This is a genomic window from Arthrobacter sp. JDC6 (assembly GCF_056484025.1).
The window spans coordinates 1,688,941-1,715,840 of the sequence record NZ_CM151278.1; the positions used below are offsets into that span (position 1 = coordinate 1,688,941).

A 26,900-nucleotide genomic window follows, 5' to 3' on the forward strand; every position below is an offset into this window, starting at 1 on the left:
CGGCCGATATACTGGAGCGCGTTACCGGGTTGCGCGCATCGGGAGGAGGGACGATGCGCACCTATTGAACGAGCCCGGAATTGACACCACAAACTACTCCTTCAACCACCCCCGACACTCCTGCCCGCACCGCCGCAGAGCAGGAAACCTCCAGCCCGGACTCCATGGAACGGGCAGCGAGGGGGCGTTTTTCCCGGCTGCCGCAGCTCGCCGGCAGAAGCTTCATTCCCTTGGGACTTTTTGCGCGGCTTCCCCTTGCCATGCTGGCCATGGGCACGCTGACCCTGGTCACCTCGGTCACGGGTTCCTTCGCCGCCGGCGGGGCCGCTGCCGGCGCGGTGGGCATCGGCTCCGCGCTCGGAGCTCCGGTGCTTGGAGCCCTGGCGGACAGGCGGGGACAACGGCCCGTCCTGCTCCTGTCCGCTCTGCTCAACACCGTGGCGGTGCTGGCCCTGGTCTTCATCGCCAACACCACATCCGAGGCGGGGGATTTCCCGCCCGCCGTCCTGGTGGCCGCCTTCGCCGCCGGCGCCAGCTGCCCCCAGGTGGGACCCCTGGCCCGGGTCAGGTGGATGGCGCTGACAACCAATGCCGCAGGTCCGTCGGCGCCGTCCGGTGGCGCTGCCCGTGAGCTGGACACCGCGCTCTCCTACGAGAGCACGGCCGATGAACTGACGTTTGTCCTGGGGCCGGCCCTGGTGGGAATCCTGGCCAGCCTCGTGGCGCCCTGGCTTCCCCTGGCGCTGGCAGCGGCCATGACCATCACCCTTGTCCCTGCCTTCGCGGTGCACCCTACCCATGGCGCCGTACCTGCCACCGGTCGTCCCGTCCGCAGGAAGGGCACGGGCAGGGCACAACCCGTGAAGCTGCCATGGGTCGTTGCCTTGCCGGTTCTGGCCATGGTCTGCATGGGGACCTTTTTCGGTTCCACCCAGGCCGCCCTCAGCGCCTTCTCTGCGGGGCTCGCAGGCACGGAAATTGCGGGCCTGCTGTACGCCGTGATGGGCCTAAGCTCTGCAGTGGCGGCATTCTCGGTTGCCAACTGGCCGCGGCGCGCCGGCCTGGCACTGCGCTGGGTGCTGTGCGCAGCCCTGATGGCGGGGCTGGCGGTCCTGCTGCTGGTGCCGGCATCGCTGCCCATGATGGCGGCGGTCCTGCTGGTCCTTGGACTCCCGGTGGGTCCGGTCATGGTCACGGTCTTCGCCGTGGGCGGACAGGTGGCTCCCGCCGGCCGGCTTGGCACGGTCATGACCGCGCTGGCCAGCGGTATTGTCGCCGGAACGGCCATCGGGTCCTCGATTGGGGGACAGCTGGCGCAACTCCACGGCCCGGCGGCGGCGTTCCTTGTCCCGGTCTGCGCGGCGGCAGCGCTGGCGCTGCTTGGGGCCGGGGCCGCCGTCGTGCTCCGCCGGAGGACCTGACAGGGCCTCGATGCCAGCCTGCCGCCCTCCCGCCGCTACGCCAGTTGGCCCTCGATCCTGGCGGCGCTTGCGGCGATGGCCGCCCCCACCGTTTCCGGATCATGGGCGGAACGGATGTAGACGACGGCGAGGGCGGCCGGGCGCCCGCCGGGCACCCGGACAGGGGCTGCCAGCGAGGAAACCCCGGCAATGACCTCGTCATGGCTGGCTGAGTAACCCCTCCTCCGCGCTTCCGACGCCTCCGGACGGTAGGGGATACCCGTATCCAAGCGGTCCCACTCGGCTTCGGACAGGGCCGACTGGATGGCGATACCCGGCGCGCCTGCGTTGATGGGGTGGCGCGTACCAGGGTGCTGGGCCACGGTGGCGCCCGAATGCCGCGGCTCAACCGTGACGAGCGTGATGCAGTCATGGTGATCCCACACCGCCACGAACGCCGTCATATCCAGCGAGTTCGCCAACTGGGTGAGCTCGGGAAGGGCGGCGCTCTGCAGGTTGCGCGATACTCCCCGGGCCAGGACTGCCAGGCCGGGGCCGGGCTGGACCCGTCCGGCATCGTCACGCACCAGGAGGGAATGGTCTTCCAAGGTACGCAGGATCCGGTAGGCCACCGAACGGTGGACACCCATGGCGTCGGCCAGTTCGGCGATGGTCAGCGGGCCCGGGGCAGCTGCCAGGATCTCAAGGGCGCGGATGCCGCGCGAAAGGGTCTGGGACGGCGAAGCCTGCGGCTCCGCCGTCCGGGCTGCGGCTGCTGGAGGTGTCATGAAATCCATCCTAGGGGCGAACGCGCGGCCTGCCGTGACTCTTGTCTCATCCGGGCGCACCGGGTATTGTCCTCTATACGAACTTGTAGTTCGAATATAGAACTCAATGTCGGGCATATCCCCTTGAAAAAATCCGCACACCGTGTTCCGCATCACAATTCCGTAGTACCCTACTAACTAACTGACCGTTCTGTCGGTAATTCTGAAGGCGTCCGGGTGGCACCGCTGCCCAATAAACAATGGAGTTTCAATGACCACACCTTCCAAGGTGGATACCCCCGCCGGTCCCAGCAGCCGGCGGGAGGAACGCAAGGTCCTCGCCGGCACCCTCGTCGGCACCACCATCGAGTGGTACGACTTCTTCATCTTTGCCCAGCTGACCGCAACGCTGCTGTCGCCGCTGTTCCTGGCACCGCTGAACGAGTCCAACCCGGGACTGGCGCAGATCCTCTCGTTTGCCCTCATCGGCATCAGCTTCCTGTTCCGCCCGCTCGGCGCTGTTGTCGCCGGACACCTGGGCGACCGCCTGGGGCGTAAGGCGATGCTGGTCTTCACCCTGGTCATGATGGGCGCCGCGACGGCCCTGATCGGCATGCTCCCCACGTATGCGCAGATCGGCGCCTGGGCTCCCATCCTGCTGATCCTGCTGCGCGTCATCCAGGGCTTCTCGGCCGGCGGGGAATGGGGCGGCGCCGCCCTGATGGCTGTTGAGCATGCACCCATCAGCCGCCGCGGCCTGTTCGGAGCCTACCCGCAGATCGGCGTACCCGTAGGCATGATCCTGGCCACCGGCCTGCTCTACTTCCTCAACACCGGCATGTCCAAGGAAGACTTCGCGGCATGGGGCTGGCGCGTGCCGTTCCTGCTCTCCATCGTCCTGATCGTGGTGGGCTACCTGATCCGCCGCGCAGTCGCCGAGAGCCCCGTCTTCCAGGAGATGGCCCTGCGGAAGAAGGAAAGCAAAGCGCCGCTGGGCGAGCTGATCCGGAACCACAAACTGCCCGTCCTGTACTCCACCCTGATCTTCATCGGCAACAACGCCGCCGGGTACCTGCTGATCGCGTTCTTCATCTCCTACGCGACCAAGACCCTGAAGATGCCCACCCCGCAGATCCTCCTGGCCACCACCCTGGCGTCCTTTGGCTGGCTGATCTTCACCCTGGTGGGCGGCTGGCTGTCGGACCGGATCGGCCGGGTGAAGACCTTCCTCACCGGCTACGCCATCGTCTTTGCCTGGATGATCCCCATGTTCGCCCTCATCGACACCAAGAACATCCTGCTCTACGGCGTCGCCCTGTTCGTCCTGACCATCGGCCTGGGCCTGTCCTACGGTCCCATGTCGGCCATGTATGCAGAGATGTTCCCCGCCAACGTCAGGTACTCCGGCATCTCCATCGGCTACGCCTTCGGCGCCATCCTGGGCGGCGCCTTCGCGGCCACCATTGCCGAGTCACTGCTGCAGGCCACCAAGTGGACCGGTTCGATCGGCATCTACATCATGGTCCTCTGCGTCATTTCGGCCGTCGGCGTGGTGCTGGCCAAGGAAACCAAGGGCCGCCCGCTGGGCGTCAGCAACCACCACTGACCCCCATCGCCCCCGGACGACGTGGGCAGGACAGCAGGCCCGGACCGCAAGGTCCGGGCCTCTGTGCTTCCGGGCGGCCTAGTGCGCCAGCAGCCTGACCGCGTCGTCGTCGCTCAACTGCCCAAAGTGCCGGTAATAGCTTCCAACAGCCCGGAATCTTCCCGGCAGGTGCAGGCACACCACGGCTTCGCACACCCGCTCAAGCGAGGCTTCGGCGTCGATCGATCCCACGGGAGCTGCCGCCACCACGGCAGCCGCGCCGCCCTCCCGCATGGCTTCGACGGCGGCACGCATCGTGGCGCCCGTGGCCAGGCCGTCATCCACCAGGAGGACGGTCCTGTCCGCCACGTCGATGCCGGTTCCCGGATACAGCTCCACCCGACGGAGCAGTTCGTCCCGTTCGCGCCTCTCAACGTCATCCAGCCATTCCTGCTGCACGCCGTGGTCAAGGACGCGTTCCAGCAACAGCTTGTTGATCAACCGGACCGTGCGCCCTTGCGCCCAGGCCAGCGCCCCAAAGGCGGTTTCCTCCTGACCCGGAATGCCCAGCTTCCGCACCAGGACGGTGCCCAGGGGCAGGCCGAGGGCAGCCGCTGCAGCCGCGGCGACAGGAATACCGCCGCGCGCCAGGCCCAGGACCACGGTGTCCGGCTGTTCCCGGAACTGTCCAAGCGCAGCGGCCAGGCGGTGGCCGGCGTCAGTGCGGTCTTCGAAACGCGTACCCATCTGTCCCTCCCGGCAACTGCGGCCTGCCTGCCCCCAGCGTACTGCTGGATGCCCTGGCGTTTTCAGCCCGGGGCCAGGCTTTCCAGCAAGACCCGGGCCCTGCCTAGACGGACAGGAACGAGATCGCGGCCTGCTTGAAGGCCCTGCTGGTGATGGCGTTGGTGTGGTTCCGGCCCGGGAGGACCAGCTGTTCGACCATGGAACCGGCGCCGCGGGCCAGCTCGGCGAGCCTGGGCAGGATCGCAGCGCGTTCGTCCTTGTCGCCCGCCACCAGCAGCATGGGAACATGGGGGACTGCCTCGGCGGGGTCGTAGGGCTCGGCCTTGATGGCCTCCACCAGGGACAGCAGCGCGAAGATGTTGTTGTTCGGCAGCAGCAATGCCATCTTCAGGAGCTGGGCGGTCGATTCGTCCTGGATCGGTGTCCCGTCCGCAAGGTAGTCCTGGGCGGCGATGAGGTCGAATGCAGCAAGGGGGTCGGAGTCGTTGGGGCCGCCGAGCACCAGCCGGTGCACCAGCTCGGGCTGGGTTGCGGCGAACTCCCAGGCGAGCCTGGATCCCAGGGAGTAGCCTACGACGTCCAGCCCGCTGGAAGGGTCGCCGTCCTGCAGGGGGTGGACGCCGGCGTCGAACGCCGCCTGGAGCAGGTCCGCCCTGATCCTGCTGGGGGAGTAGGAGTCACGGTCCTCCGGCGCGCCGCTGCGGCCGTGGCCGGGAAGGTCCACGGTGATGACCCGGCGGCCGGCCTCGAGCAGCGCCGACAGCCAGCCGGTGTCCTCCCAATTGAGCTTGGAGGAGGAGGAGAAGCCGTGCAGCAGCAGGACCGGCCGCAGGCCGGCATCGTTTGCGGGCTCATGGACCGCCACATACAGCTGGGGGTCGGTGCCTTCAACGGTGTGCGCGTGCTGCTGTCCGGTGTGCCTGCCGCTCATGGTGTCAGTTCCCCAATCAGGTACGGCGCCTGGGCGGGCCCGGCGCGTCGGTGCGTCTTCCTTGGAAAGGTACGCACCACTCTACCTGTTGGCAGGCTGGTCCCTGCCGGTGAGGCGGGCCCCGGCAGCACACGCCAGCGCGATGCCGGCAACCAGGGCGAATGTGCTGAAAAGCTGCACCCGGCTGCTCTCCGCGCTGAGGCCGACGGCGAAAATCACCCCAAGGAGGACCAGGCCCAGGATGGTCAGGCCGGGAAAGCCCTTCATCCGCAGCGGAAGCGGGATTCCGTCCCGGTCTGCCCGGCGGCGCAGGATCAACTGGGAGACCAGGGCGCTGCCCCAGACCACCAGGCATGTCGATCCCACCAGCTGGAACAGGGCGGGCAGGATCCGGTCCGGGAACAACAGCTCCAGGACGGTGGCGATGAAGCCGAAGGCCACCGACACCGCCACTGCGGCCAGGGGCACGGCGGCGCCGTTGAGGCGGGTCAGGACGCGCGGCGCTTCACCGCGCTGCGCCAGGGAGTACACCATGCGGGACGCGCCATAGAGGTTGGCGTTCAGTGCCGAGAGAAGTGCGACGACGGCCACCAGGGTGATTGCGGTGGACGCACCGGGGATCCGGGCCGCATCCAGCACCCCGGCGAAGGGCGAGGCCAGGCTGCTGGACGTGGCGGGGAGGACGGCGGCGATGACGAAGACGGAGCCGATGTAGAACACCAGGATGCGCCACACCACGGTCCGGATGGCCTTGCCCACGCTGCGTTCCGGGTCCTCGGTTTCGGCCGCGGCCACCGAGACGATTTCCGTCCCGCCGAATGCGAAGATCACCACGAACAGGGCCGCCGCAACGCCGCCCAGACCCTGGGGAGCAAAGTTGCCGGTAAGGTTTCCGGCTCCCGGGGAGTCGACGCCGGGCAGCAGCCCCAGGAGCAAAGCGGCCCCCACTGCAAGGAACAGCACGATGACGGCCACCTTGAGGATGGCGAACCAGAACTCGAACTCACCGAAGTTCCGGACACCGGCCAGGTTGATGCCGGTAAACACCACCATGAACAGCAGCGCCAGCGCCCAGACCGGGATCATGGGCCAGACGGAGAACAGCAGCCCGGCGGCGCCCAGTGCCTCGGCCGCGATCACCACCACCAGCTGCAGCCACCACAGCCATCCGATGGTGGCCCCGGCCGTACGCCCCATGGCCCGCCCGGCGTAAACGGAAAAGGCGCCGCTGTTCGGGTTGGCGGCCGCCATTTCGCCCAAGGCCCACATCACCAGGATGATCAGCGTGCCGGCCACCAGGTAGGAGATGAGGACTGCCGGTCCGGCGGCCTGGACCCCGGCACCCGATCCCAGGAACAAGCCTGCGCCGATGGCACTGCCCAGCCCCATCATGGTGAGCTGGCGCGGCTTCATGCTGTGGCTTGCCGGCGTCTTGGGCGGGGCTGCGGCGGACATGGTCCGGCCAGACTTCATCGTCATTGGGATGGTGCACCTTCTGGGGCTGGTTCGACAGTCCGGTCCGGATGGTCCGGGGGTCCTTGTGGGACCTTTTGAATTTACCGGCTTCGAGGAGCCGCCCAAAAACGGCAGGAAGAACCGCCAGGGGAGAAGGGCGGGCGCGCCCTGGACCCTGGACCGTTCCGGCATCCCCAGGCGGCAGCAGAAACATTTCCCTTTCCTGCGCTGCTGGTCGTAGAATTAGTTTTGGTCAAGTTGACCATAACTCTGAAGAACCGCCGCATCCGGCGATGGGCACGACGAGAGGCGGTGGAACGTGTACTACAGCTCGGCAAACGTGTCTGAGCGGCAGGCCGCGCCGCCGTCGCTGGCCATTTCCACGGTGATCTTCGCCCTGCGGCCCAGTGAAACGTCGGGCCGTCCCACGCTGTGGCTGCCCCTGGTGCGGCGCATCCGTGAGCCCTTCAAGGGGCTGTGGGCACTGCCGGGCGGCCCCCTCAGCCATGAGGAGTCGCTCCAGGACGCCGCGGCCAGGAACCTGCGGGAAACCACAGGCCTGGCGCCCCGCTACCTTGAGCAGCTGTACGCCTTCGGCGGCCTGCACCGCTCACCCACGCAGCGCGTGGTCTCCATCGTGTACTGGGCCCTGGTCCAGCCCACGGAGGCTGCGCTCGCCGACGAATCCGAGAACGTGCGGTGGTTCCGCGCGGACCGCCTGGGCGGGCTGGCCTTCGACCACAACGCGATCGTTGACTACGCCCTCGGGCGACTGCGCAACAAGCTGGCCTACGGCTCAGTGGCGTACCACCTGCTGGGCGAGTACTTCACCCTGGCCCAGGTCCGCGAAGTCTACGAAGCTGTCCTGGACCGCGAACTGGATCCCGCCAACTTCCGCCGGCAACTCAAATCCACCCCGGAAATCGAAGAAACCGGGGAATACCTCCAAGGCGGGAAACACCGTCCGCCACGCCTCTACCGCTACACCGGCCGGCCAGGCCTTGACCCAGACAACAGGAGCACACCATGAGCAGCGTCAACACGGCAATCCAGCTGATCACGCGCGAACAGGCCGAAAAAGGCGCAGCCGAACGCAGCACCTGCAGCCCGGCACTGGCGAGCGGACCCTGGGACTACGACCTGGCCGAGGCGCTGGCGGGTGTCCCCGCCTACGGCCCGGGTGCATCCAGCGCCGACCCCGCCCCCGCCACCACCCCGCGCCAGGGCCAGCTCCCCGAGGAATACAAGCGGGCCAGCGACGCCGAACTCGGCGAACGGATCAAAGCCGCCAAAGCCGAACTGGGCGAACGCGCCGTCATCCTGGGCCACTTCTACCAGCGCGACGAGGTGATCCAGTACGCCGACTTCGTGGGTGACTCCTTCCAGCTCGCCAACGCGGCACTCACCAGGCCGGAGGCCGAGGCGATCGTCTTCTGCGGGGTCCACTTCATGGCCGAAACCGCGGACATTCTCTCCACCCCGGAGCAGGCGGTCATCCTGCCCAACCTCGCCGCCGGCTGCTCCATGGCCGACATGGCGGACGCGGACTCCGTGGAGGAATGCTGGGAGCAGCTGGCGGAGATCTTCGGCACCGAGCCCGACGCCGACGGCCGGGTTCCGGTCATCCCCGTCACCTACATGAATTCCTCCGCAGCCCTGAAGGCTTTCTGCGGCGAGCACGGCGGCATCGTCTGCACCTCCTCCAACGCCAGGACCGTCCTGGAGTGGGCGTTCCAGCGCGGCCAGCGGGTGCTGTTCTTCCCGGACCAGCACCTCGGCCGCAACACCGCCAAGGCCCTGGGCATACCGCTTGGGCAGATGCCCATGTGGAACCCGCGCAAGGACCTCGGCGGCAACGACGAACAGGCACTGCTCGACTCCCGGGTGATCCTCTGGCACGGGTTCTGCTCCGTGCACAAGCGCTTCACCGTGGCCCAGATCGAGAAGGCCCGCGCCGATTTCCCCGGCGTGCAGGTGATCGTGCACCCCGAATGCCCCATGGAAGTGGTGGACGCCGCCGATTCCGCCGGCTCCACCGACTTCATCAAGAAAGCCATCGCCGCAGCCGCCGAGCCCACCACGTTCGCCATCGGCACCGAAATCAACATGGTGAACCGGCTCGCCGCCGAATACCCGCAGCACACCATCTTCTGCCTGGACCCGGTGATCTGCCCCTGCTCCACGATGTACCGCATCCACCCCGGTTACCTTGCCTGGGTGCTGGAGGAACTGGTGGCCGGCCGCATCGTCAACCGCATCACGGTGGCTGACGATGTACAGGCCAACGCCAGGACGGCGCTCGAGCGCATGCTCGCTGCGAGGCCCTGATGCGCCGCGGGCCCGACGCACCCGCCCGCCGGCTCGCCGTCGTCGGAAGCGGCATCGCGGGACTTTACGCCGCCCTGCTTGCCGCAGATGCCGGCGCCGACGTGGTGCTGGTGACCAAAGGCGCACTGGAGCACAGCAACACCTGGTACGCGCAGGGCGGCATCTCCGCCGTGCTCGCCGAACCTGCGCCGGGGGACACCGTTGCCGCGCACATCGCGGACACGTTCCGGGCAGGGGCGGGGCACTGCAACGAGGACGCCGTCCGGCTGATGTGCACGCAGGCACGGCAGGACATCGCCGGCCTCCAGCGCTACGGGGTGGCGTTTGACGCGGGGCCAGCTGAAGCGGGCCACGGTGACGCAAGGCACGACGGCGGCCCGGCCCTTGGGCTCGAGGCAGCACACAGTGCCCCGCGCATCCTGCACGCAGGAGGGGACGCCACGGGCGCGCGCGTCGCCGGTGCACTGATCCAGGCGGTCCTGTCCCTGCGGGACGCGGGTAAACTGACGCTCCTCACGGAAGCCCACGTCACAGCCCTCACCACCCGCGACGGGAATGTGAGCGGGGTCGAATACCACCAGGGCGGCCGCAACCTCAGCCTGGACGCGGACGCCGTCCTGCTCGCCACCGGGGGAGCCGGCCAGTTGTTCGCCCAAACCACCAACCCCGCCGTGGCCACCGCCGACGGCCTGGCGCTCGCCGTCCGCGCCGGCGCAGCCACGGCAGACCTCGAATTCTTCCAGTTCCACCCCACCTGCCTGGTCAGCTCCGCCACCGCCCACCCCGGACGCCTGGACGGACCCCTGCTGATCTCCGAAGCCGTCCGCGGCGAAGGCGCCGTCCTGCTCGACTCCAACGGCCGGCGCTTCATGAAGGCCTACCACCCGGACGCCGAACTGGCACCCCGCGATGTCGTCTCACGCAGCATCGCCCTCCACCTCGCCAAACTCGGTGACCCCAACGGCCACGTCTACCTCGACGCCCGCGCCATCGAACAGGCCAGGGGCAACGGGTTCCTCCAACAGCGGTTCCCCACCCTCACCCGCAAGACCCTGGACGCCGGTATCGACTGGACCCGCGAACTGGTCCCCGTCGCACCCGCCGCCCACTACTGGATGGGCGGCGTAACCACCGACCTCCACGCCCGCACCACCGTCCCCGGGCTCTACGCAGCCGGTGAAGTTGCGTGCACCGGCGTCCAAGGGGCAAACCGGCTGGCCAGCAACTCCCTCCTCGAGGGACTCGTCTTCGGCCGCCGCGCTGTTGAATGTTTCCTGGGGGGCAGCTCCGCAAGTCCCTCGGCGCCTGCACTCGCGCCTCGCACCGGCGGTCGCCTCGCAAGCTCGGCGGCCAGTGCGGACGCTCACGCAACAACGGCGCTTTCGGGACCTCCGAAGCTGCCCCACCCATCCACCGCCACGCCGCCGAACCCCAGCGTGTGGAGAACGCACCGGAGTCCTGAACCCTTTGATACACCTGAGCACTTCTCCCGGGACGCTCTTCGTCGACTGATGACTGCCAATGCCGGGGTGCTGCGGTCCGGGGAATTGTTGGCTGAGGCTGCTTCCACTCTTGACCGGTGGGCCGCCGTCGTCCGTCCCCATGCTGACTCGCCCTCTGCCGGCCCTGCCGTGCTTGAGGACCGGAACCTGCTGCTGGCCGCCCAGCTGCTCGTCGACGGCGCCCTCGGCCGCCGCGAATCCCTCGGGGCGCACTACCGCAGTGATGATCCCGCAGACCCTGAAACCACTTACCCTCCGCGCCCGAAAGCGAGCCTGCTCCATGACTGAACCCGCCGTGATCGACCAGGCAGCCACCCTGCGCCCCGCACTGGACCTCACCCTTCCCGCGGCACCGGTCAGGGAGATCCTGGAACGGGCCTTCGCCGAGGATGCACCCTCCGGCGACATCACCTCGCAACTGCTCATTCCCGCTTCGGCCCGCGCCACGGCCGTCCTCAATGCCCGGGTGGCCGGGGTCCTCAGCGGCGCAACAGTGTTCCGCGACGCGATGCAGCTGGTGGATCCCGCCACCCAGGTGGAGCTGCTCGTGGCGGACGGGGAAGCGTTCGACGCCGGCACGCACCTTGCGAGGGTCACCGGCAGCGCCCGTTCGGTGCTGATGGCAGAACGCGTGGCGCTCAACCTGGTCCAGCGGATGTCCGCCATCGCCACCAAGACCGCCGCGTTCGTCCGGCTCGCCGAGGGGACCCGGGCGCGCATCACCGACACGCGCAAGACCACACCGGGCCTGCGCGTCCTGGAACGGTTCGCCGTACGGTGCGGCGGCGGCGCAAACCACCGGTACAGCCTGTCCGACGCGGTGCTGGCCAAGGACAACCACCTGGCCGTGATGACCGGGGGGGACCCGGCAAAGCTCACCGGGCTCCTGCTGGCCGCCAAGGCCCAGCTGGGGCACACCACCCACTTTGAAGTGGAAGTGGACAGCATGGAGCAGATCGGGCCCGTGCTGGCCGCCGGCGTGGACACCATCATGCTGGACAACTTCACGGTTGAGGAGCTGAAGGCCGGCGTGGCCCTCGTGGCCGGTCGCGCCCGCGTGGAAGCAAGCGGCAACGTCAACCCCGGCACCGTCGCGGCGATTGCCGCCACAGGGGTGGACGTCATCTCCGTGGGGGCACTGACGCACACCGTGGCCGCACTGGACCTGGGCCTCGACGTCGAACTGACCGCCTGGTGAGCACGCCATGATCTTCCTCGACGCCGCCGCCACCACCCCCGTCCGCCGCGAAGTACTGGACGCCATGTGGCCTTACCTCACCGGCTCCTTCGGGAACCCCTCCAGCCACCACACCCTTGGTGAGGCGGCAGCTGCGGCGCTCGCGGGGGCGCGGGCAGCGGTGGCCGGCGTCCTTGGCTGCCGGCAGGGCGAGGTCGTGTTCACTTCCGGGGGAACGGAAGCGGACAACCTGGCCGTCAAGGGCATTGCCCTGGCCCGGCAGGCGGCAAACCCGCATTGGAACCGGGTGGTGATCAGCGCCGTCGAACATCCGGCCGTGGAGGAATCCGCGCGCTACCTGGAGCGTTTCCACGGCTTCGTGGTGGACGTGGTGCCGGTCGACGCAACCGGCCAGGTCACCCCTGATGCGCTGGCCGGGGTGCTGTGCCCGGAGACCGCGCTGGTCAGCATCATGTACGCCAACAATGAGGTGGGCACCGTCCAGCCCATCGCCGCGCTCGCAGAACTCGCCCACCACCACGGAATCCCCTTCCATACGGATGCCGTCCAGGCCGCCGGATGGCTGCCGCTGGACACCAAGGCCCTGGGCGTGGACGCCATGAGCATCTCCGGGCACAAGCTGGGGGCGCCCAAAGGCTGCGGCCTGCTCTTCGTCCGGAGCCGTACGCGGCTGGAACCGGTCATTCACGGCGGCGGCCAGGAAAGGGGCCGCCGCTCGGGGACGGAAAACGTGGCCGGGGCGGTGGGGCTGGCCACGGCCCTCACGCTGGCCCACGGCCGGCAGGCCGGCCAGCAGCCAAGGGTGGCCGCCTTGCGGGACCGTTTCATCGCCGCCGTGCTGGCCGCGGTGCCGGACGCTGTCCTGACCGGCCACCCCTCCGAACGGCTGCCCTCCGTAGCATCATTCTGCTTCCCCGGAACCAGCGGCGAGTCTGTGCTGCTGGAGCTGGAACGGAGCGGCGTGGTCTGCTCCAGCGGTTCAGCCTGCGCTGCCGGCTCGGATGCGCCGTCGCCCGTGCTTACCGCGCTGGGAATTTCCGCCGAAGTGGCGCAGACAGCGGTCCGGTTCAGTTTCGACGCATCGGTAACCCGGGAGGAACTGGACGTGGCTGCGGACGCGGTGCGGGCCGCCGTCGCCAGTGTCAAGAACCTGGGCGCGGGCAAAGGCCGCTGACCGTCGCTGCCTGGTCAGCGGTGCCGCGCGCGGCGGAAAATCCAGTGCCGCAGCATGCTGAAGCGCACCGCCGTGGCCAGGAAGCCGGACAACGTGGTGGCCAGCAGTTCGTCCGCCACGGTGGCGTCCGGATTGAACCAGTGCAGCACACCCAGGCTGCTGCCGGTGATCACCAGGGCCACGGCGATCACCACCAGGCCGTTGAGGTGGTCACGGGTGCGGCGCTGCTGGCCTGCGATCTTGAACGTCAGCCGGCGGTTCAAGGCAGTGTTCAAGAGCGACGTGAGGACCAGCGCCACCGCGTTGGCCAGCTGGGCGCCAAGCCATGGCCGCAGCAGCGCGTAGAGGCACAGTGATGCAGCGGTGCAGATGACGCCGACACCGGAGAAGCGGAGCAACTGCCGGATGACCGGATAGCGCAGGACTCCCCGGTAATGCCTGGTGGCAGGCAGGCGCCGGGTGCTGGTCTCCGGTACTGCTGGTGCGGACAGTCCCTCCCTCATCCGGCGGCACCGGCAGGACGGTCAGCGCCGCGGGCAGGGGGCAAGCAGGAGATGCGCACAGGGCGCCCAGGACGAACCGCCATCCGTCAGTACAGCTCGCCCACGGGAATTTCCACTGCCAGCCGATTGGAGGGCCCGGGCAGCGGGCAGGCCCAGGCCTCGTTGTAGGCGCAGGAGGGGTTGTAGGCGAAATTGAAATCCAGGACGAACATGGCGCCCGGGCCGGTGCCGGCTACGCCGTGGAAGGCGCCCTTGATGGTGTCGATCAGGTAGCGACCCGCCCCGTAGGTGCCGCCGGGCTGGCCTGCCGTGGCATCGCGGAATGGAACGAAGATCCCGCCGCCGTACCCGTGGAGCTTCCACACCGCGAGCTGGCCCATTTCGGGCAAATCGAAGGTGCCCAGCCGGACAAAGTGCACCACGCCGTCGGTCCCGGTGTCCACGCTCATCTCGCGGCCGGCACCCTCTTTGGTCAAGGGCACGTGGAACCGGTAGATGGGATCGTAGTCGGCGGTCTTCAGCCCGGAGAAGCGCGCCTTGCCCGCGGCGGTCAGCGCAGAAGCCGGGTGGGTGGCGAACATCATGTCACGCTGGTGGCGCCAGTACGAGTGTGCCTCGGACGGGCTTTCAACCGAGAGCCGGCGGACGGTGTCGTAGAGCGCAAAGGTCCTCAGCCGCCAGTCGGCGATATCCAGGGCGGAGATGTCCGCCGGGTTGTCTTCGGCTGCGCCGTGCTGCTCTTCCGCCATAACCCCCAGCCTAGTCCCCGGGCAGCGTGGCAGCCGTCCGACGGCGACACGCCGGGTATGTGCCCGGGGGAACGGATGGCCGGCGCCCGGCAGAGGGGGCCACGGAACACCGTTCGCAAGCGCAGGAAACACCGCCGTGCCGGCCCGGAGAGGAGCCGTGCCGCCATTAGGCTGGCTTCCATGACAGGCAAGGAAGTATTGAGCGCTCTTCCCCGGATGTCACTGGTGGCCGCCGTGGTCCTGCTGACGGGTTGCTCCGGATCACCGGCCGGCCCGGGATGGACGGCACAGCCGGCAACCTCCGGGGCCGCAATCTCCGGATCTGCAGCGCCCGGGCCAACATCCGGAACGGCGTCGGCGTCACCGGACGCCGGCGGCACCGTCCCGGCCCCTGCCTCCGCAACTGCCGGCGGCACCGTCCCGGCCCCTGCCTCCGCAACTGCCGGCGAGCCGCAGGGGGCGGCCACCGCCGCTTCCTGGAAGACATACTCGGATCCTGCCAGGACGGTGAGCTTCGACCTGCCGGCGGACTGGATCGCGCAGTCGGTGGCGCCCGAGGAAGGCGTGCTTCCCGGTGGGCTGAAGATTGAGGTGAAAAAGCCCGACGGAACCTTCGTCGCCGCGCTCCGGACCGGACTGCCGCCGTCGAACGTTGACTGTCCCGACAACGCACGGCACCCGTACACCGTGATCAGCAGCGTGCCTTTTGAGCTCTCCGTCCCGGGCGGGGAGGGAACCATCCCGCCGCGGATGGTCTACCGGGTGATCCAGGGGTACCGCTACTTCGGTTCCTACGGCATCACCAACCTGGTGGGCGGAACAGACGGGCAGGCGTGCGGGCTGCGCAACGTGGTTCGTGGTCCGGCCGGCAAGGGGGACTACTCGTTCGGCGACCTGGTGACCCTCAAAGCCTTTGCGCCGGATGAGAAAGTGGCACCGGCGAAGGCCTTCGACACCCTTGGCCAGGCCGCCCAGTACGTCAACGAAAGCGCTGACTTCGCCAACGTGCAGCGGATGCTAATGTCGCTGAAGGTCAAAAACTAGTCCCGCTGCCGGCACTCACAAGTGCGGGGTGTGCGACTTACCTTCCCCCCAACACCCCCGGAGAGACATGGAACGCTCTGTTTCCGCACGCCTGGCCTTCAGGACCATCGCCAACACCAAGGTGGCCATGGCCATCGCCGTAGCACGGAACAGCGGCTACTCATCCTTCACGGAGTCCCTCTCCGTCACTGCCGGCGGGGCCGAGGTTCCTCTCACGGAAGTTTCCGACCACCACGGCGGCCGGTTCCACTACATGGAGTTTGCCCAACCCACCGACGTCAGCGTGGACTATTCCGCCACGGTGACGGGCCGCGCCGTTCCGGAAGACGCCACCCTGGCCGAGCGGATCCGCTACGTCCGCCCCAGCCGGTATGCCGAGTCGGACCGGCTGCTGCCCACGGCCTATGCCGAGTTCGAAGGGGTCCAGGGAGCGGACCTGGTGCGCGCCGTCCGCGACTGGGTCAACGGTGAACTGCGGTACATCAGCGGCTCCTCCCGCGGCACGGACGGTGCCGTGGAGACCCTCCTCAGCAGGCGCGGCGTGTGCCGGGACTTTGCGCACCTGGCCATCGCGCTGCTCCGCTCCAAGGACATCCCGGCCCGGCTGGCGGCCGTCTACGCACCGGGCCTGAGCCCGATGGATTTCCACGCCGTGGCGGAAGCCTACGTGGAGGGGGCCTGGCACGTCATCGACCCCACGGGGCTCGCGCCGCGGGAGTCGATGCTGCGCATTACCGCCGGCCGCGACTCATCAGACACGGCGTTCCTTTCCACGGTGGGTGGAAGCCTGGTGTTGAACCAGCTGCGCGTCACGGCCGTGGTTGACGGGGACCTGCCCGGCGAGGATCCCTCCCGGCTGGTGGCGCTCGGCTGACTGTCCACCCTGGCTGTCCACCCGGCACGGGCCGTCCTGTTCGGCCGGCCCGTGCGGCCGCCGGGAAGCCGCCTGCTACCGCGGAAGGGGACCCAGCGAACTTCGCAGCTTGTCCGTGAGCCGCTTCAGTTCCTTCTGCTCCGCGGCCGTCAGGGCGGGACCCACCAGCGCGGAAATGTCCCGGACGTGCTCGCGGCCGATTTCCTTCTGCAGCTCCCGCCCCTCGTCGGTCAGCTTCAGCAGGATGCCGCGGCCGTCCTCGGGGGCCGGCATTCTGGCCACAAGCCCCCGCTTTTCGAGCCGCTCCACCAGCCTGCTCAGGCTGGACTGGCTCAACAGCACGTTGTCGTTGAGCTCGTTGAGCCGCAGCCAGCCGGACGGGCACCGGGAGAGCGTGAACAGGACGTCGTATTCGTTGACCGCCAGCTTCCGGAAAGCCCGCCCGGACTGCAGCTTGCGCATCACCGCTACCTGGGCGCGGAACAGGGACTCCCAGGTTTCGGCTGCCAGCCGCACCGGCGATTCCGTTCCTCCCGCAGCCATCACGCCTCCGCGGTGGCTTTGTCGGCGTCCTGCGATGCCAGCAGGGCGGCGACACGGCCGGCGTGGGTGGGAGGCTCGGGAACGTGCGCTGGCTTGAGGGCCGCGTACTCCTTGCGGAGCACGGGCAGGACTTCCTCGCCGAACAGGTCCAGCTGCTCCAGGACGGTCTTCAGCGGCAGGCCGGCATGGTCGATCAGGAACAGCTGGCGCTGGTAGTCGCCGAAGTGCTCGCGGAAGGTCAGGGTCTTCTCGATGACTTCCTGCGGGCTGCCCACGGTCAGCGGGGTCTGGGAGGTGAAGTCCTCCAGGGACGGTCCGTGGCCGTACACGGGGGCGTTGTCGAAGTATGGGCGGAATTCGTTTACCGCCTCCTGGGAGTTCTTCCGCATGAAGAACTGGCCGCCGAGCCCGACGATCGCCTGGTCCGCCTTGCCGTGTCCGTAGTGCTCGTACCGCTCGCGGTAGAGGCCGATCAGCTGCTGGTAGTGCTCCTTGGGCCAGAAGATGTTGTTGGCGAAGAAGCCGTCGCCGAAGTACGCGGCCACCTCCGCGATCTGCGGGGTACGGATGGAGCCGTGCCACACGAAGGGGGCCACGCCGTCGAGCGGCCGGGGCGTGGAGGTGAAGTTCTGCAGCGGGGTGCGGAACTTGCCGGACCAGTTGACGGTGTCCTCGTCCCACAGCTTGCGCAGGAGGCTGTAGTTCTCAATGGCCAGCTCCACGCCGTCCTGGATGTTCTTGCCGAACCACGGGTACACCGGGGCGGTGTTGCCGCGGCCCAGGACCAGGTCCACGCGCCCGTCGGACAGGTGCTGGAGCATGGCGAAGTCCTCGGCGATCTTCACCGGGTCATTGGTGGTGATCAGCGTGGTGGCCGTGGAGAGGATGATCCGTTCGGTCTGGGCTGCAATGTACGCGAGGGTGGTGGTGGGTGAGGAGGAGAAGAAGGGCCGGTTGTGGTGCTCGCCCAGGGCGTAGACATCCATGCCGATTTCCTCGACCTTTTTGGCGATGGCCACCGAGGCCTTGATGCGTTCGTGCTCGGTGGGGGTGCGGCCCGTGGTGGGGTCCGTGGTGATGTCGCTGACGCTGAAAACACCGATCTGCATGGCGTGCCTTTCCGTTCCTGGACTTGCTGGGCTTGGCTCCAGTGTAAACCAATTTAGATGCATTTGCATCTATCGCCGGATACAACGCAGCCACGCCGGAAATATTCCGCCGTTTAGTCTGCGCCGGGAGCGGCGCGCCGGCCGCTGACCTTGGGGACCTGGCCGGTGGTCCAGTCCATGAATTCGGCGTCGAGGTCGGCACCCGGTCCCATTTCGGGGCGGGCCTGCAGGTCGCGCAGGAGTGCCTTTTTCTCGCGCCGTCCCTCCACCAGCCGGTACAGCACCGGGACCAGGATCAGGGTCAGTGCGGTGGAGGACACCAGCCCGCCGATCACCACCACGGCCAGCGGCTGCGAGATGAACCCGCCGCCGCCCGTGATGCCCAGGGCCATCGGCGTCAGGGCGAAGACCGTGGCAAGGGCCGTCATCAGGATGGGGCGGAGGCGCTGGCGTGCGCCGTTGGTGATGGCGTCCGCCACGTTCATGCCGGACCTGCCGTCGCGCGGCTGCCGGTACTGGTTGATCAGGTCGATCAGCACGATGGCGTTGGTAACCACGATGCCCACCAGCATCAGCATGCCGATGAGCGACGGCAGGCCCAGGGGCACTCCGGTGAGCAGCAGCAGGGCCACCGCGCCGGTCGCAGCGAACGGAACCGAGACCAGCAGGATCAGCGGCTGGACGAGCGACTTGAAGGTGGCCACCATGATCACGTAGACAATGGCGATGGCTGCCAGCAGGGCCAGGCCCAGCTGCCGGAACGATTCTGCCTGCTGGGTGGTGGCGCCGCCGATCGCCGCGGTGACGCCGGCGGGCAGCTGGACGTCCGCCAGGCGCTTCTGGACTTCCGTGTTCACCGCGCCCAGGTTGGAGCCCGACGGCGTGATGGACACCTTGGCGGTCCGCTCGCCATTGCTGGCGGTGATGGAGACGGGGACGTCCACCTGCTCCACGGACGCGATGCTTCCCAGCGTTACAGGCCGGCCGCCTGCGGGCAGCGGGATGTTCCGGACGGCGTCGATGCTGGTGAACTTGGTGCCCTGGCCTATGCGGACGGGAAAATCGTTGGTATCGATCCGGACCGTGCCCGCAGGGATGGGGCTGATGGTCGATGCCAGGACCCCGGCCACCTGTTGCTCGTTCAGGCCGGCGGCGACGGCTTTGGCCCTGTCCACCTTGACCTGCACCACAGGGTTGCTGGCGGCCAGGTTGCTGGCAACTTCGCTGGTGCCGGGCACGCCCGTCATGGCCGCGACCATGGTGTCGCTGGCGGCCTGCAGGTCGGCGCTGCTGGCAGCCTTCAGCGTGATGTCCACGGTGGATGACGTGCCGAAGCCGCCCTGCTGGGTGCCCACCGATACCTTGCCCGAGTCGGGCACCTTCGCAAGCTCTGAGCGAACTGTCTCCTGGAGGCGCTCCTGGTTGGCCTTTTCGTCTGTCACCACTGTGAAGGTGGAGTTGGAGGATCCGGTGGAGGTGAGCGCGGCGAAGCCGGCCTGGGCGTTGCCGGAGGTCACCTGGACGTCCTTGATGCCGTCAATGCCCCGCAGCACCTCTTCGAGGCGGATGGCGGCGGCGCTGGTGTCGGCCAGGCTGGTCCCGGCCGGCAGCACCTGCCGTACGGTCAGGCTGTTCTGTCCCGAGTTTCCCAGGAGGTTCGTGGCAAGCAGTGGTGTCATGGCACCGGTGGCACCGAGCACCAGGACCGCGGCAACCAGGGTGATGACGGGGTGCTTCTGCGTGGACCGGAGGATGGGCAGGTAGCCGCGTTGCAGGCGGCTTCGCTGTTCGGCTTCGTGGGCCTTCGCTTTCGCCTCCTCGGCGATCCGCCGGGCCTCGGGGGAGCCGGCGGGCGCCCTGCCCGCCGCGCCCTTGGGGTTTTTTAGGAACCAGTAGGCGAGCACGGGGACGATGGTCAGCGACACCAGCAGCGACGCCAGCAGTGCCATGGTCACGGTCAAAGCGAATGGCCGGAAGAGTTCGCCGGCCAGTTCGCCGACGAAGGCGATGGGCAGGAACACCGCCACCGTGGTCAGGGTGGAGGCGGTGATGGCGCCGGCCACCTCCCTGATGGCGGTGAGGATCGCCGTCGACTTTTCCTCACCGTAGCTGAGGTGCCGCTTGATGTTTTCGATGACAACGATGGAGTCGTCCACCACGCGCCCGATCGCGATGGTGAGCGCGCCGAGCGTCAGGATGTTCAGCGAGTAGCCGGTGGCCGACAGGCCGATGAACGTGATCAGCAGGGACAGCGGAATGGACACCGCTGTGACCAGCGTGGAGCGGGCGGACATCAGGAAGAGCAGGATGATGGCGACGGCGAAGCCCAGTCCCAGCAGGCCTTCCGTGGTGAGGTCCTTGATGGACTTTTCGATGAAGGGTGCCTGGTCGAAGACCGGCGTGAACCTGGCGTTGGAGCCCAGTTCCGCCTCCAGGCCCTTCAGCGAGTCCCGCACCGCATGGGAGATGCCCACCGTGTCGCCCTCGGGTTTCTTGGTCACGGAGATGGCAAGGGTTTCGGCGCCGTTGGTGCGGGTGATGGAGGTGCGTTCGTCATCCTTGAGGGAAACATCGGCAACGGAGCCGATTGTTGCCCCATTCCTGGCACCTGCCAGCGGGAGTGCCTTGATGGCGTCCAGGGAGTCCACCGGGCTGCCAATCTGAAGCGACAGCGTCTTGCCCTGCTCCTGGAGCGTCCCGGCGGGGACCAGCGCGCCGTTATTGGACAGCGCGTCCCGGATGGAGGTGACACCTGTACCCGCCGCTGCCATGGCGTCGGCCCTGGGAAGGATCTCGATGTGCTGGGATGCGCCGCCGGTGACATCGGCGCTGCGGACGCCGTCGATCTTCTGCAGCCGGGGAACGCTCAGGCGCTGCAGGTCGGCATTCAGCTCGCTGAGCGTCTTGTCCGAGGAGACGGCGAGGAAGACGATGGGGAAGTCGCTGATGCTTCCGGCAATGGCCTGCGGCTGGACATCGCTGGGCAGGGACCGCTTGGCATTGGAGATGGCCCGGTCGATCTGGTTCCTGGCCCGGTCCAGGTTCGACCCGTACGTGAACACCATGGTGATCTGGGAGACGCCGGTGCGTGACGTGGAGGAGGTGGATTCCAGCCCCTCCACGCCGTTCAGCGCCTTCTCAAGCGGGCCGCTGACCTGCTTGTCCACCACTTCCGGCGACGCGCCCGGCATGGAGCTGAGCACCGTGATCTGCGGGAACTCAATGGAAGGGATGAGTTCCTGCTTCAGCGATGACATGGTGATCACGCCGAAGACCGAGGCGAACACGGTGATCAGTGCGATCAGGGCCCGGTTTGCCAGGGAAAGGTGCGCCAGCCGGAACATGGGTGGTCTCCTGGGGGTCTAAGTGACTGGTACATGCCCTGGGGGTGCCAGCCGCTGGCCCCGCAGGGTCAGTGGCTGGCGGAAACGCTCTCCAGCTGGAGGGACGCGGCCGTTGCCCGTTCCAGCTCCGCGGCAAGGTTCGGATTCTCATCCAGCTTCACCCCGTAGCCGGGCATCATGTCCTTGAGCTTGCCCTGCCAGCCCTTGAAGTTCTTGGGGAACGTCTTCTGCAGCAGTTCGATCATGATGGGGACAGCGGTTGAGGCTCCGGGCGACGCGCCCAGGAGCGCACCGATGGAGCCGTCGCGGCCGGCAATCACCTCGGTACCGAACTGAAGGATGCCGCCCTTTTGCGGGTCTTTCTTGATGATCTGTACACGCTGGCCGGCGGTGATGAGTTCCCAGTCCCCGCCCTTTGCCTCGGGGTAGTACTCGCGCAGTGCCTCAACCTTCTGGTCGTGCCGCTTGACCACTTCCTTGACGAGGTACGCGGTGAGGTCCATGTTGTCCTTGGCCACGGCCAGCATCGGGATGATGTTCCCGGGCCGGATGGACAGCGGCAGGTCCAGGTAGGAGCCGTTCTTCAGGAAGTTGGTGGAGAAGCCGGCGTACGGACCGAACAGGAGCGAACGCTTCCCGTTGACGTAGCGGGTGTCCAGGTGCGGAACAGACATGGGGGGAGCGCCCACGGAGGCCTGGCCGTAGACCTTGGCACTGTGCTGGGCCGCGATGGCCTCGTCCGTGCAGCGGAAGAACTGGCCGGAGACGGGGAAGCCGCCATAGCCCTTGCTTTCGGGGATGCCGGAGGCCTGCAGCAGGTGCAGGGCCCCGCCGCCGGCTCCGACGAAGACGAACTTGGCGTGGATCTTGCCGTGTTCCCCGGACTTGGGGTACTTCAGCGTCAGGTCCCAGCCGCCGTCGGAGGCGCGGGAGATCCCGGTGACGTCGTGGTTGTAGTTGATTTCGACGCCGTTGTGCCCAAGGTAGGTCACCAGCTCGCGCGTGAGTGCCCCGAAGTCGACGTCGGTGCCCTCGGCCGCGCGGGTGGCGGCGATGCGCTGCTGGGGGTCGCGTCCCTTGACGATCAGTGGCGCCCACTTGGCGATCTGCGCGTGGTCCTCGGAGTACTCCATGCTGCGGAACAGGGGGTGCGGCTTCAGCGCCTCGTAGCGGGTCTTCAGGAACCGGGTGTGGTCCTCGCCGATCACGAAGCTCATGTGCGGGACAGTGTTGATGAAGCCCTTGGGCGAACCGATCAGGTTGTTGTCCACCAAGTGGGACCAGAACTGGCGGGAGAGCTGGAACTGTTCGTTGATGAGCAGTGCCTTGCCGGGGTTGACCGAGCCGTCTTTGGCTGCGGGGGAGTAGTTGAGTTCGCAGAGGGCGGCGTGGCCCGTGCCCGCGTTGTTCCAGGGGTCCGAGCTTTCGAGGCCCGGCTGGTCCAGCCGTTCGAACAGGGAGATGGTCCAGTCCGGCTCCAGCTGCTTGAGGAATGCCCCCAGGGTGGCGCTCATGATGCCGCCGCCTATCAGGACAACGTCGGCGTGTGGGGTCTTGGAAATGAAGGTCACGATCAGTCTCCGATTGCAGCGGCTCTGGCTGTCACAGAATATCCCCGCGCGGCCCGCATACTGAAATTGGCCGGGCCCGTCAAGGCTTTAGCTGGACCTTCGTGAAAACTTCGTTTAAGACCGGCGATGCAGGGTAGCTCAGCACCCGGTCTGACAGGGCAAGCGCGGAGATGGGGAAGGCGATGGGGACTGCCGGCACGGTCGCGGCGATCTGGGCATTGATGGTGTGATAAAGCTCATCCCGTTCCTTGCCGTCAGGCAGTCCCCGTGCCCGGTTGATCTTCGAGAACACCTGGGGATCCTGGTAGCCGAACTCGCCGTTCTTCTCTCCGAAGAGAGGGCCGACGAAGTTGTCCGCGTCCGAGTACGAGCCGTTCCAGCCGAGGATGTGCAGCGCGTGGTCGCCGGCGGACTGGACCTTCTGGAGGTAGCCGTCCGACCAGTCCACGGGGACAGGACGGATATTGAAGCCGACGGCGGTGAGCTGGCGGCTGAGCTCGGCGTAAACCTTTTCCGGCGTGGGCAGGTAGGGCCGGGTGACGTTCATGGGGTAGTAGAACTTCAGTTCCTCGCCCGCGTAGCCGCCCTCCTTGAGGTAATCCTTGGCCTTCAACGGATCGTGCCCGAGTGCCGGGGCGTCATTGTTGAAGCCGCTGATCTTGGGCGGGACAAACTGCGTGGCTTTGGCCGTGTTGTCGATAAAGAACTTCCGGATCAGGGTTTCCTTGTCGATCGCAAGCTCCACCGCCTGCCGGATCTTCTGGTTCTGCAGTACCGGGATGTCCTGGTTCATGCCGACGTACATCACCGAGAACGGGTCGCGCTGCACAATCTGTTTGCCGCGCTTGACCAGTTGGTCGAAATTCCCCACGGTCACGGCGTCATAGCCGTCGATCTTTCCGTCCAGCAGGGCCTGGAGGCGGATCTGGGGATGGTTGTAGGCCTGGAAATTGATGGTGGCGATCTGGCCGCGGTCACCCCAGTAGGTCTTGTTGCTGGAGAGGGTGACACTGTCGCTGCCCCACGCCGCCAGGGTGAAGGGCCCGGTGCCGACGGGGTTCGTGGCGAACCTGGACATGGCCTGGCCGCCCCGGTTCTGGTCCAGGACGTCTGCCGTGCCGGCGGCAAGGGCCCCAGGGGACGCAATGGCGAAAGCCGGCAGGGTCAGGGCCTGGAGGAACGCCGTGAAGCGCTGCGTCAGGTCGATCTGGACGGTGTCGGCCGAGACCGCCGTGCAGCTCTTGAAGATGGACAATCCGGGCTCGTCCGAGTGCGCCTTGAACACGCTCTTGAACGAGCTGCCTGGCGCCTGCCTCCGCAACTCGGCGGGAAACGCGAACCAGCGGTTGAAGTTGGCGCAGACGGCATCGGCGTTGAATGGCGTGCCGTCCTGGAACGTAACCCCGGAGCGGAGCTTGAAGGTGTAGGTCCGGCCCTCGTTGGACTCGTTCCATTCCGTGGCCAGCAGCGGGGTCGGCTTGCCGGTGGTCTGGTCCACGCCCACAAGGCCTTCAAGGATCTGGCGGGTGATGCGCTGCGACTCCACGTCGCTGGACAGGGCGGGATCCAGTCCCAGGGGCTGGGCGGCCGTGCCGAAACTGAAGGTGGCATCAGGCTCCGCCCGCGCGGAACTGGGCGTTCCGGATGTGGGGGAAGGGGACGGCGTCCCGGTGCATGACGTCATGCCCAGCGCCATGAGGACGGCGCCGGCCTTGATGACCGTTCGCCGCGATGTACTGCTGGGCACTCGTTTATCACCTCTGGATGCTGCCGGCTCCGCCCCTTGCGGGCCGGGACCAGTCTAGAGGACAAGGCATGGGGCCAATCCCAGGCACGTCCGGGACGCGCCAGGGCCGGGCCCGCTCGTTGCAGCGGACCCGGCCTTGGTCATGTGGGGAAGAGAGGGCTTACTTGGGCATGAGGACGGAGTCGACCAGGTAGACCGTCGCATTCTTGGTCTTGACGCCGCCGCAGACCACGTTGGCGTTGTCCACCTTGAGGTTGTCGCCGCTGCCGGTGACGGTGACGGAGCCGCCCTGGACCGTGGCGTGCGTGCCGGCAATCTTGTCCGGGGTGATCTGGCCGGGAACCACGTGGTAGGTCAGGATCTTGCTGAGCAGCGCATCGTCCGTCTTCAGGGTCTCGATCGTGGCGGCGTCGATCTTCTTGAAGGCGTCGTCCACCGGCGCGAAGACGGTGAATTCGCCGCCGTTGAGCGTGTCAACCAGGTCCACCTTGGGGTTCAGCTTGCCGGAGACTGCAGCGGTGAGCGTGGTCAGGATCGGGTTGTTGGAGGCGGCGACGGCCACCGGGTCCAGGGCCATGCCCTCCACCGAGCCCGCACCGGTGGGAACCTGCTTGGCGTAGGCGGCGCAGCCTGGGCCAACCAGGTTTGCGGCCGGGTCCATCATGCCGGCCGAGGAGCTGGCCGACGCACTGGCGGACGGGGACGCCATGCTGGAGCTGGGGGAGGATGACATCGGCGCCGACGACGCCGACGAACCGGAGGTGCTGCCGGAACCGCCACATGCGGTGAGGCTGAGCAGAGCGGCCGCTGCAACGCCTGCGACGGTGAAAGTTGTGCGCTTGAAGGTCTGCATTTCAGTTCTCCTTGGATCGTTTTGCCTGCCGCCCCGGATGGGATGTCCGCGGCCTGCAGTCTGCCTTGGGGTAAGCACCTGCCCTTGGCTGGTGTCTCAATGGCTATTCGGCCGTTGGGCAGTGGTGGATGGGTGATCTTTGGAGTTTTTCGATTTGAGGCACTAATCCGGCCCAAGCACCGTCATGCCTTTAACGCAAAATCCCCCGGCCGAAGCCGGGGGATCCCAGGTGCGCAAGGGGGGACTTGAACCCCCACGCCCGAAGGCACAGGAACCTAAATCCTGCGTGTCTGCCAATTTCACCACTCGCGCGCGGTTTCCTGCCGGGAACCCTGAAGGTTCGACGGCGGATGCCAGTGTCCATTGTAGCGTTGCCCGGGTACGTGGCTGGGAGGGTGCATGGACAACTGACAGGGGCGGTTGCCTGCGGGGTCAGTTGTCCAGATTGAGGTCCCGCCGCAGTTTGGCGACGTGTCCCGTGGCGCGGACGTTGTATTGGGCAAGGGAAACGTTGCCAGAGGGGTCCACGACGATTGTGGAGCGGATAAGGCCCTGGTACGTCTTGCCGTAGTTCTTCTTTTCGCCCCAGGCGCCGTAAGCCTCGGCCACCGCGTGGTCCGCGTCGGAGAGCAGGGGGAACGTCAGCGACTCGTTGGCAGCGAACTTGGCCAGTTTTTCAACCGGGTCGGGGGAGATGCCAAGGACGTCGTAGCCGGAGGCCTGCAGCGACGCAAGGCTGTCCCGGAAGTCGCAGGCTTCCTTGGTACAGCCGGGCGTGGAGGCGGCCGGGTAGAAATACACAATGGTGGAGCGGCCGGGCCGGGGAGCCAGGCTGACGTCCTTGCCGGTCGAATCCTGGAGGGTGAAAGCGGGTGCTTTGTCGCCGGTAACGAGTCTTTCAGCCATTGTTTTTCTCCTTGTTGCGGGCGGGACACAACAGCCTAGTAAGCACGTGGGGCGAGTGCTAATCGGCATTTGGCTATACTTGCTGCTATGCCTGATATGGATCACTGGCCCACAGGGCGCCTCCTGTCCACTGCTGCGCGCCTCGTTGAACACTCCTGGAACGAAAAACTTGGCGCCATCGGACTCACCCACGCCGGTGTTATCGCCATCGAGGTCCTTGCCGCGCAAGGACCCATGACCCAGGCGCAGCTTGCCCAGTATGTCCGTGTCCAGGCCCAGACCATGGGCAAGACACTCAGCCGGCTTGAGTCCCACGGCCACATCGTTCGGGTCCGCAGCACCTCGGACCGCAGGAGCCACGTCGTGTCGCTCACCGAGCAGGGCAAGGAAGCCGTTGCCCAGGCGGTGGAGATGGAGCGCTCCGTGCTGGCATCGGCGTCGATCGACCCCGAACTGCTGCGCCAGGAACTCAAGGCCGTAGTGCGCGAACTGGCCAGCCAGTTCTCCACCACGCCCAGCAACGCGGGCGACCTGGTGGACAACGCCGCCAAGTAGCAGTTGGCCCCGCAG

The 26,900-nt window shown here is 67.3% G+C and carries 23 protein-coding genes and 1 tRNA gene; 10 read left to right on the top strand and 14 right to left on the bottom strand.

All coding sequences use genetic code 11. The features are described from left to right. Positions 1 to 164: 164 nt before the first annotated feature. Positions 165 to 1,421, top strand: coding sequence for an MFS transporter (locus ACV095_RS07895; protein WP_478223433.1), 1,257 nt, complete (start codon positions 165 to 167; stop codon positions 1,419 to 1,421). Positions 1,422 to 1,456: 35 nt separating this feature from the next. On the opposite strand, the gene ACV095_RS07900 is transcribed toward ACV095_RS07895, so the two are convergent. Continuing rightward, positions 1,457 to 2,188, bottom strand: coding sequence for an IclR family transcriptional regulator (locus ACV095_RS07900; protein ID WP_018768366.1), 732 nt, complete (start codon positions 2,186 to 2,188; stop codon positions 1,457 to 1,459). Between the two features lie 250 nt (positions 2,189 to 2,438). Here ACV095_RS07900 and ACV095_RS07905 point away from each other — a divergent pair, with 250 nt between their 5' ends. Continuing rightward, positions 2,439 to 3,773 carry an MFS transporter gene (locus ACV095_RS07905; RefSeq protein ID WP_018768365.1) on the top strand — a complete coding sequence of 445 codons (1,335 nt, stop codon included), beginning with the start codon at positions 2,439 to 2,441 and terminating at the stop codon, positions 3,771 to 3,773. Between the two features lie 78 nt (positions 3,774 to 3,851). Here the strand turns inward: ACV095_RS07905 and ACV095_RS07910 are convergent, their stop codons facing one another. The 3 genes from ACV095_RS07910 to ACV095_RS07920 all read right to left on the bottom strand — a co-directional run bounded on the left by ACV095_RS07910 (position 3,852) and on the right by ACV095_RS07920 (position 6,903). Continuing rightward, positions 3,852 to 4,499, bottom strand: coding sequence for a phosphoribosyltransferase (locus ACV095_RS07910; protein WP_478223238.1), 648 nt, complete (start codon positions 4,497 to 4,499; stop codon positions 3,852 to 3,854). Positions 4,500 to 4,602: 103 nt separating this feature from the next. Beyond that, entirely contained in the window at positions 4,603 to 5,430 is an 828-nt protein-coding gene (locus ACV095_RS07915) for an alpha/beta fold hydrolase (RefSeq protein ID WP_478223239.1), read from the bottom strand. A gap of 81 nt (positions 5,431 to 5,511) precedes the next feature. After that, a complete protein-coding gene (locus ACV095_RS07920; RefSeq protein ID WP_478223434.1) occupies positions 5,512 to 6,903 on the bottom strand; it encodes an amino acid permease in 1,392 nt (463 codons plus the stop codon). 301 nt (positions 6,904 to 7,204) lie between these two features. Between ACV095_RS07920 and ACV095_RS07925 the strand changes: the two genes are divergently transcribed. From ACV095_RS07925 to ACV095_RS07945, 5 genes are read left to right on the top strand one after another with little or no spacing between them, the layout of a single operon-like run. Then, the gene (locus ACV095_RS07925) at positions 7,205 to 7,915 is read left to right on the top strand and encodes an NUDIX hydrolase (protein ID WP_018768360.1); all 711 of its coding nucleotides are present in this window, start codon (positions 7,205 to 7,207) and stop codon (positions 7,913 to 7,915) included. After that, on the top strand, positions 7,912 to 9,213 hold the full coding sequence (gene nadA / locus ACV095_RS07930; RefSeq protein WP_478223240.1) for a quinolinate synthase NadA: 1,302 nt from the start codon (positions 7,912 to 7,914) through the stop codon (positions 9,211 to 9,213). The genes ACV095_RS07925 and nadA overlap by 4 nt, the downstream gene beginning before the upstream one ends. Beyond that, positions 9,213 to 11,003, top strand: a complete 1,791-nt coding sequence (locus ACV095_RS07935; RefSeq protein WP_478223241.1) for an L-aspartate oxidase — start codon at positions 9,213 to 9,215, stop codon at positions 11,001 to 11,003. The genes nadA and ACV095_RS07935 overlap by 1 nt, the downstream gene beginning before the upstream one ends. Continuing rightward, on the top strand, positions 10,996 to 11,913 hold the full coding sequence (gene nadC / locus ACV095_RS07940) for a carboxylating nicotinate-nucleotide diphosphorylase (RefSeq protein WP_478223242.1): 918 nt from the start codon (positions 10,996 to 10,998) through the stop codon (positions 11,911 to 11,913). The genes ACV095_RS07935 and nadC overlap by 8 nt, the downstream gene beginning before the upstream one ends. A 7-nt stretch (positions 11,914 to 11,920) precedes the next feature. Then, entirely contained in the window at positions 11,921 to 13,087 is a 1,167-nt protein-coding gene (locus tag ACV095_RS07945; protein ID WP_018768356.1) for a cysteine desulfurase family protein, read from the top strand. A 14-nt stretch (positions 13,088 to 13,101) separates the two neighbouring features. Here ACV095_RS07945 and ACV095_RS07950 read toward each other — a convergent pair whose 3' ends face one another. Together ACV095_RS07950 and ACV095_RS07955 are read right to left on the bottom strand one after the other, a co-directional pair. Beyond that, positions 13,102 to 13,590 carry a GtrA family protein gene (locus tag ACV095_RS07950; RefSeq protein WP_478223243.1) on the bottom strand — a complete coding sequence of 163 codons (489 nt, stop codon included), beginning with the start codon at positions 13,588 to 13,590 and terminating at the stop codon, positions 13,102 to 13,104. 86 nt (positions 13,591 to 13,676) lie between these two features. Then, a complete protein-coding gene (locus tag ACV095_RS07955; RefSeq protein WP_018768354.1) occupies positions 13,677 to 14,339 on the bottom strand; it encodes a DUF1684 domain-containing protein in 663 nt (220 codons plus the stop codon). A gap of 180 nt (positions 14,340 to 14,519) precedes the next feature. Between ACV095_RS07955 and ACV095_RS07960 the strand changes: the two genes are divergently transcribed. Together ACV095_RS07960 and ACV095_RS07965 are read left to right on the top strand one after the other, a co-directional pair. Further along, positions 14,520 to 15,383 carry a hypothetical protein gene (locus ACV095_RS07960; RefSeq protein WP_478223244.1) on the top strand — a complete coding sequence of 288 codons (864 nt, stop codon included), beginning with the start codon at positions 14,520 to 14,522 and terminating at the stop codon, positions 15,381 to 15,383. A gap of 67 nt (positions 15,384 to 15,450) precedes the next feature. Continuing rightward, a complete protein-coding gene (locus tag ACV095_RS07965) occupies positions 15,451 to 16,257 on the top strand; it encodes a transglutaminase-like domain-containing protein (protein ID WP_134163864.1) in 807 nt (268 codons plus the stop codon). A 75-nt stretch (positions 16,258 to 16,332) separates the two neighbouring features. Here the strand turns inward: ACV095_RS07965 and ACV095_RS07970 are convergent, their stop codons facing one another. From ACV095_RS07970 to bcp, 8 genes are all read right to left on the bottom strand, one after another. After that, on the bottom strand, positions 16,333 to 16,800 hold the full coding sequence (locus ACV095_RS07970; protein WP_018768351.1) for a MarR family winged helix-turn-helix transcriptional regulator: 468 nt from the start codon (positions 16,798 to 16,800) through the stop codon (positions 16,333 to 16,335). Further along, a complete protein-coding gene (locus ACV095_RS07975; RefSeq protein ID WP_018768350.1) occupies positions 16,800 to 17,909 on the bottom strand; it encodes an LLM class flavin-dependent oxidoreductase in 1,110 nt (369 codons plus the stop codon). Before ACV095_RS07975 ends, ACV095_RS07970 begins: the two co-directional genes overlap by 1 nt. 113 nt (positions 17,910 to 18,022) lie before the next feature. After that, a complete protein-coding gene (locus tag ACV095_RS07980) occupies positions 18,023 to 21,253 on the bottom strand; it encodes an efflux RND transporter permease subunit (RefSeq protein WP_134163865.1) in 3,231 nt (1,076 codons plus the stop codon). 68 nt (positions 21,254 to 21,321) lie between these two features. Beyond that, entirely contained in the window at positions 21,322 to 22,824 is a 1,503-nt protein-coding gene (locus ACV095_RS07985; RefSeq protein WP_056387928.1) for a malate:quinone oxidoreductase, read from the bottom strand. A 79-nt stretch (positions 22,825 to 22,903) separates the two neighbouring features. Next, the gene (locus ACV095_RS07990; protein ID WP_261377347.1) at positions 22,904 to 24,571 is read right to left on the bottom strand and encodes an ABC transporter substrate-binding protein; all 1,668 of its coding nucleotides are present in this window, start codon (positions 24,569 to 24,571) and stop codon (positions 22,904 to 22,906) included. A 160-nt stretch (positions 24,572 to 24,731) separates the two neighbouring features. Next, positions 24,732 to 25,424, bottom strand: a complete 693-nt coding sequence (locus ACV095_RS07995) for a fasciclin domain-containing protein (RefSeq protein WP_056387927.1) — start codon at positions 25,422 to 25,424, stop codon at positions 24,732 to 24,734. A 230-nt stretch (positions 25,425 to 25,654) separates the two neighbouring features. Next, a tRNA-Leu gene (locus tag ACV095_RS08000) sits at positions 25,655 to 25,736 on the bottom strand. 120 nt (positions 25,737 to 25,856) lie between these two features. Beyond that, entirely contained in the window at positions 25,857 to 26,330 is a 474-nt protein-coding gene (gene bcp / locus ACV095_RS08005) for a thioredoxin-dependent thiol peroxidase (RefSeq protein ID WP_056387926.1), read from the bottom strand. A 96-nt stretch (positions 26,331 to 26,426) separates the two neighbouring features. Between bcp and ACV095_RS08010 the strand changes: the two genes are divergently transcribed. Beyond that, positions 26,427 to 26,885 (top strand): MarR family winged helix-turn-helix transcriptional regulator, encoded by a 459-nt coding sequence (locus tag ACV095_RS08010; protein WP_018768344.1) that lies wholly within the window; start codon positions 26,427 to 26,429, stop codon positions 26,883 to 26,885. Positions 26,886 to 26,900: the final 15 nt, after the last annotated feature.

Bases quoted from the DNA above. Each gene is read 5' to 3' on its own strand.
- ACV095_RS07920 (WP_478223434.1), bottom strand. From the start codon at position 6,903: ATGAAGTCTGGCCGGACCATGTCCGCCGCAGCCCCGCCCAAGACGCCG.
- ACV095_RS07915 (WP_478223239.1), bottom strand. From the start codon at position 5,430: ATGAGCGGCAGGCACACCGGACAGCAGCACGCGCACACCGTTGAAGGC.
- ACV095_RS07910 (WP_478223238.1), bottom strand. From the start codon at position 4,499: ATGGGTACGCGTTTCGAAGACCGCACTGACGCCGGCCACCGCCTGGCC.
- ACV095_RS07995 (WP_056387927.1), bottom strand. From the start codon at position 25,424: ATGCAGACCTTCAAGCGCACAACTTTCACCGTCGCAGGCGTTGCAGCG.
- ACV095_RS07900 (WP_018768366.1), bottom strand. From the start codon at position 2,188: ATGACACCTCCAGCAGCCGCAGCCCGGACGGCGGAGCCGCAGGCTTCG.
- ACV095_RS07965 (WP_134163864.1), top strand. From the start codon at position 15,451: ATGGAACGCTCTGTTTCCGCACGCCTGGCCTTCAGGACCATCGCCAAC.
- ACV095_RS07975 (WP_018768350.1), bottom strand. From the start codon at position 17,909: ATGCAGATCGGTGTTTTCAGCGTCAGCGACATCACCACGGACCCCACC.
- ACV095_RS07980 (WP_134163865.1), bottom strand. From the start codon at position 21,253: ATGTTCCGGCTGGCGCACCTTTCCCTGGCAAACCGGGCCCTGATCGCA.
- ACV095_RS07945 (WP_018768356.1), top strand. From the start codon at position 11,921: ATGATCTTCCTCGACGCCGCCGCCACCACCCCCGTCCGCCGCGAAGTA.
- ACV095_RS07955 (WP_018768354.1), bottom strand. From the start codon at position 14,339: ATGGCGGAAGAGCAGCACGGCGCAGCCGAAGACAACCCGGCGGACATC.
- ACV095_RS07960 (WP_478223244.1), top strand. From the start codon at position 14,520: ATGACAGGCAAGGAAGTATTGAGCGCTCTTCCCCGGATGTCACTGGTG.
- bcp (WP_056387926.1), bottom strand. From the start codon at position 26,330: ATGGCTGAAAGACTCGTTACCGGCGACAAAGCACCCGCTTTCACCCTC.
- nadA (WP_478223240.1), top strand. From the start codon at position 7,912: ATGAGCAGCGTCAACACGGCAATCCAGCTGATCACGCGCGAACAGGCC.
- ACV095_RS07935 (WP_478223241.1), top strand. From the start codon at position 9,213: ATGCGCCGCGGGCCCGACGCACCCGCCCGCCGGCTCGCCGTCGTCGGA.
- ACV095_RS07970 (WP_018768351.1), bottom strand. From the start codon at position 16,800: ATGGCTGCGGGAGGAACGGAATCGCCGGTGCGGCTGGCAGCCGAAACC.
- ACV095_RS07950 (WP_478223243.1), bottom strand. From the start codon at position 13,590: ATGAGGGAGGGACTGTCCGCACCAGCAGTACCGGAGACCAGCACCCGG.
- ACV095_RS08010 (WP_018768344.1), top strand. From the start codon at position 26,427: ATGGATCACTGGCCCACAGGGCGCCTCCTGTCCACTGCTGCGCGCCTC.
- ACV095_RS07895 (WP_478223433.1), top strand. From the start codon at position 165: ATGGAACGGGCAGCGAGGGGGCGTTTTTCCCGGCTGCCGCAGCTCGCC.
- nadC (WP_478223242.1), top strand. From the start codon at position 10,996: ATGACTGAACCCGCCGTGATCGACCAGGCAGCCACCCTGCGCCCCGCA.
- ACV095_RS07905 (WP_018768365.1), top strand. From the start codon at position 2,439: ATGACCACACCTTCCAAGGTGGATACCCCCGCCGGTCCCAGCAGCCGG.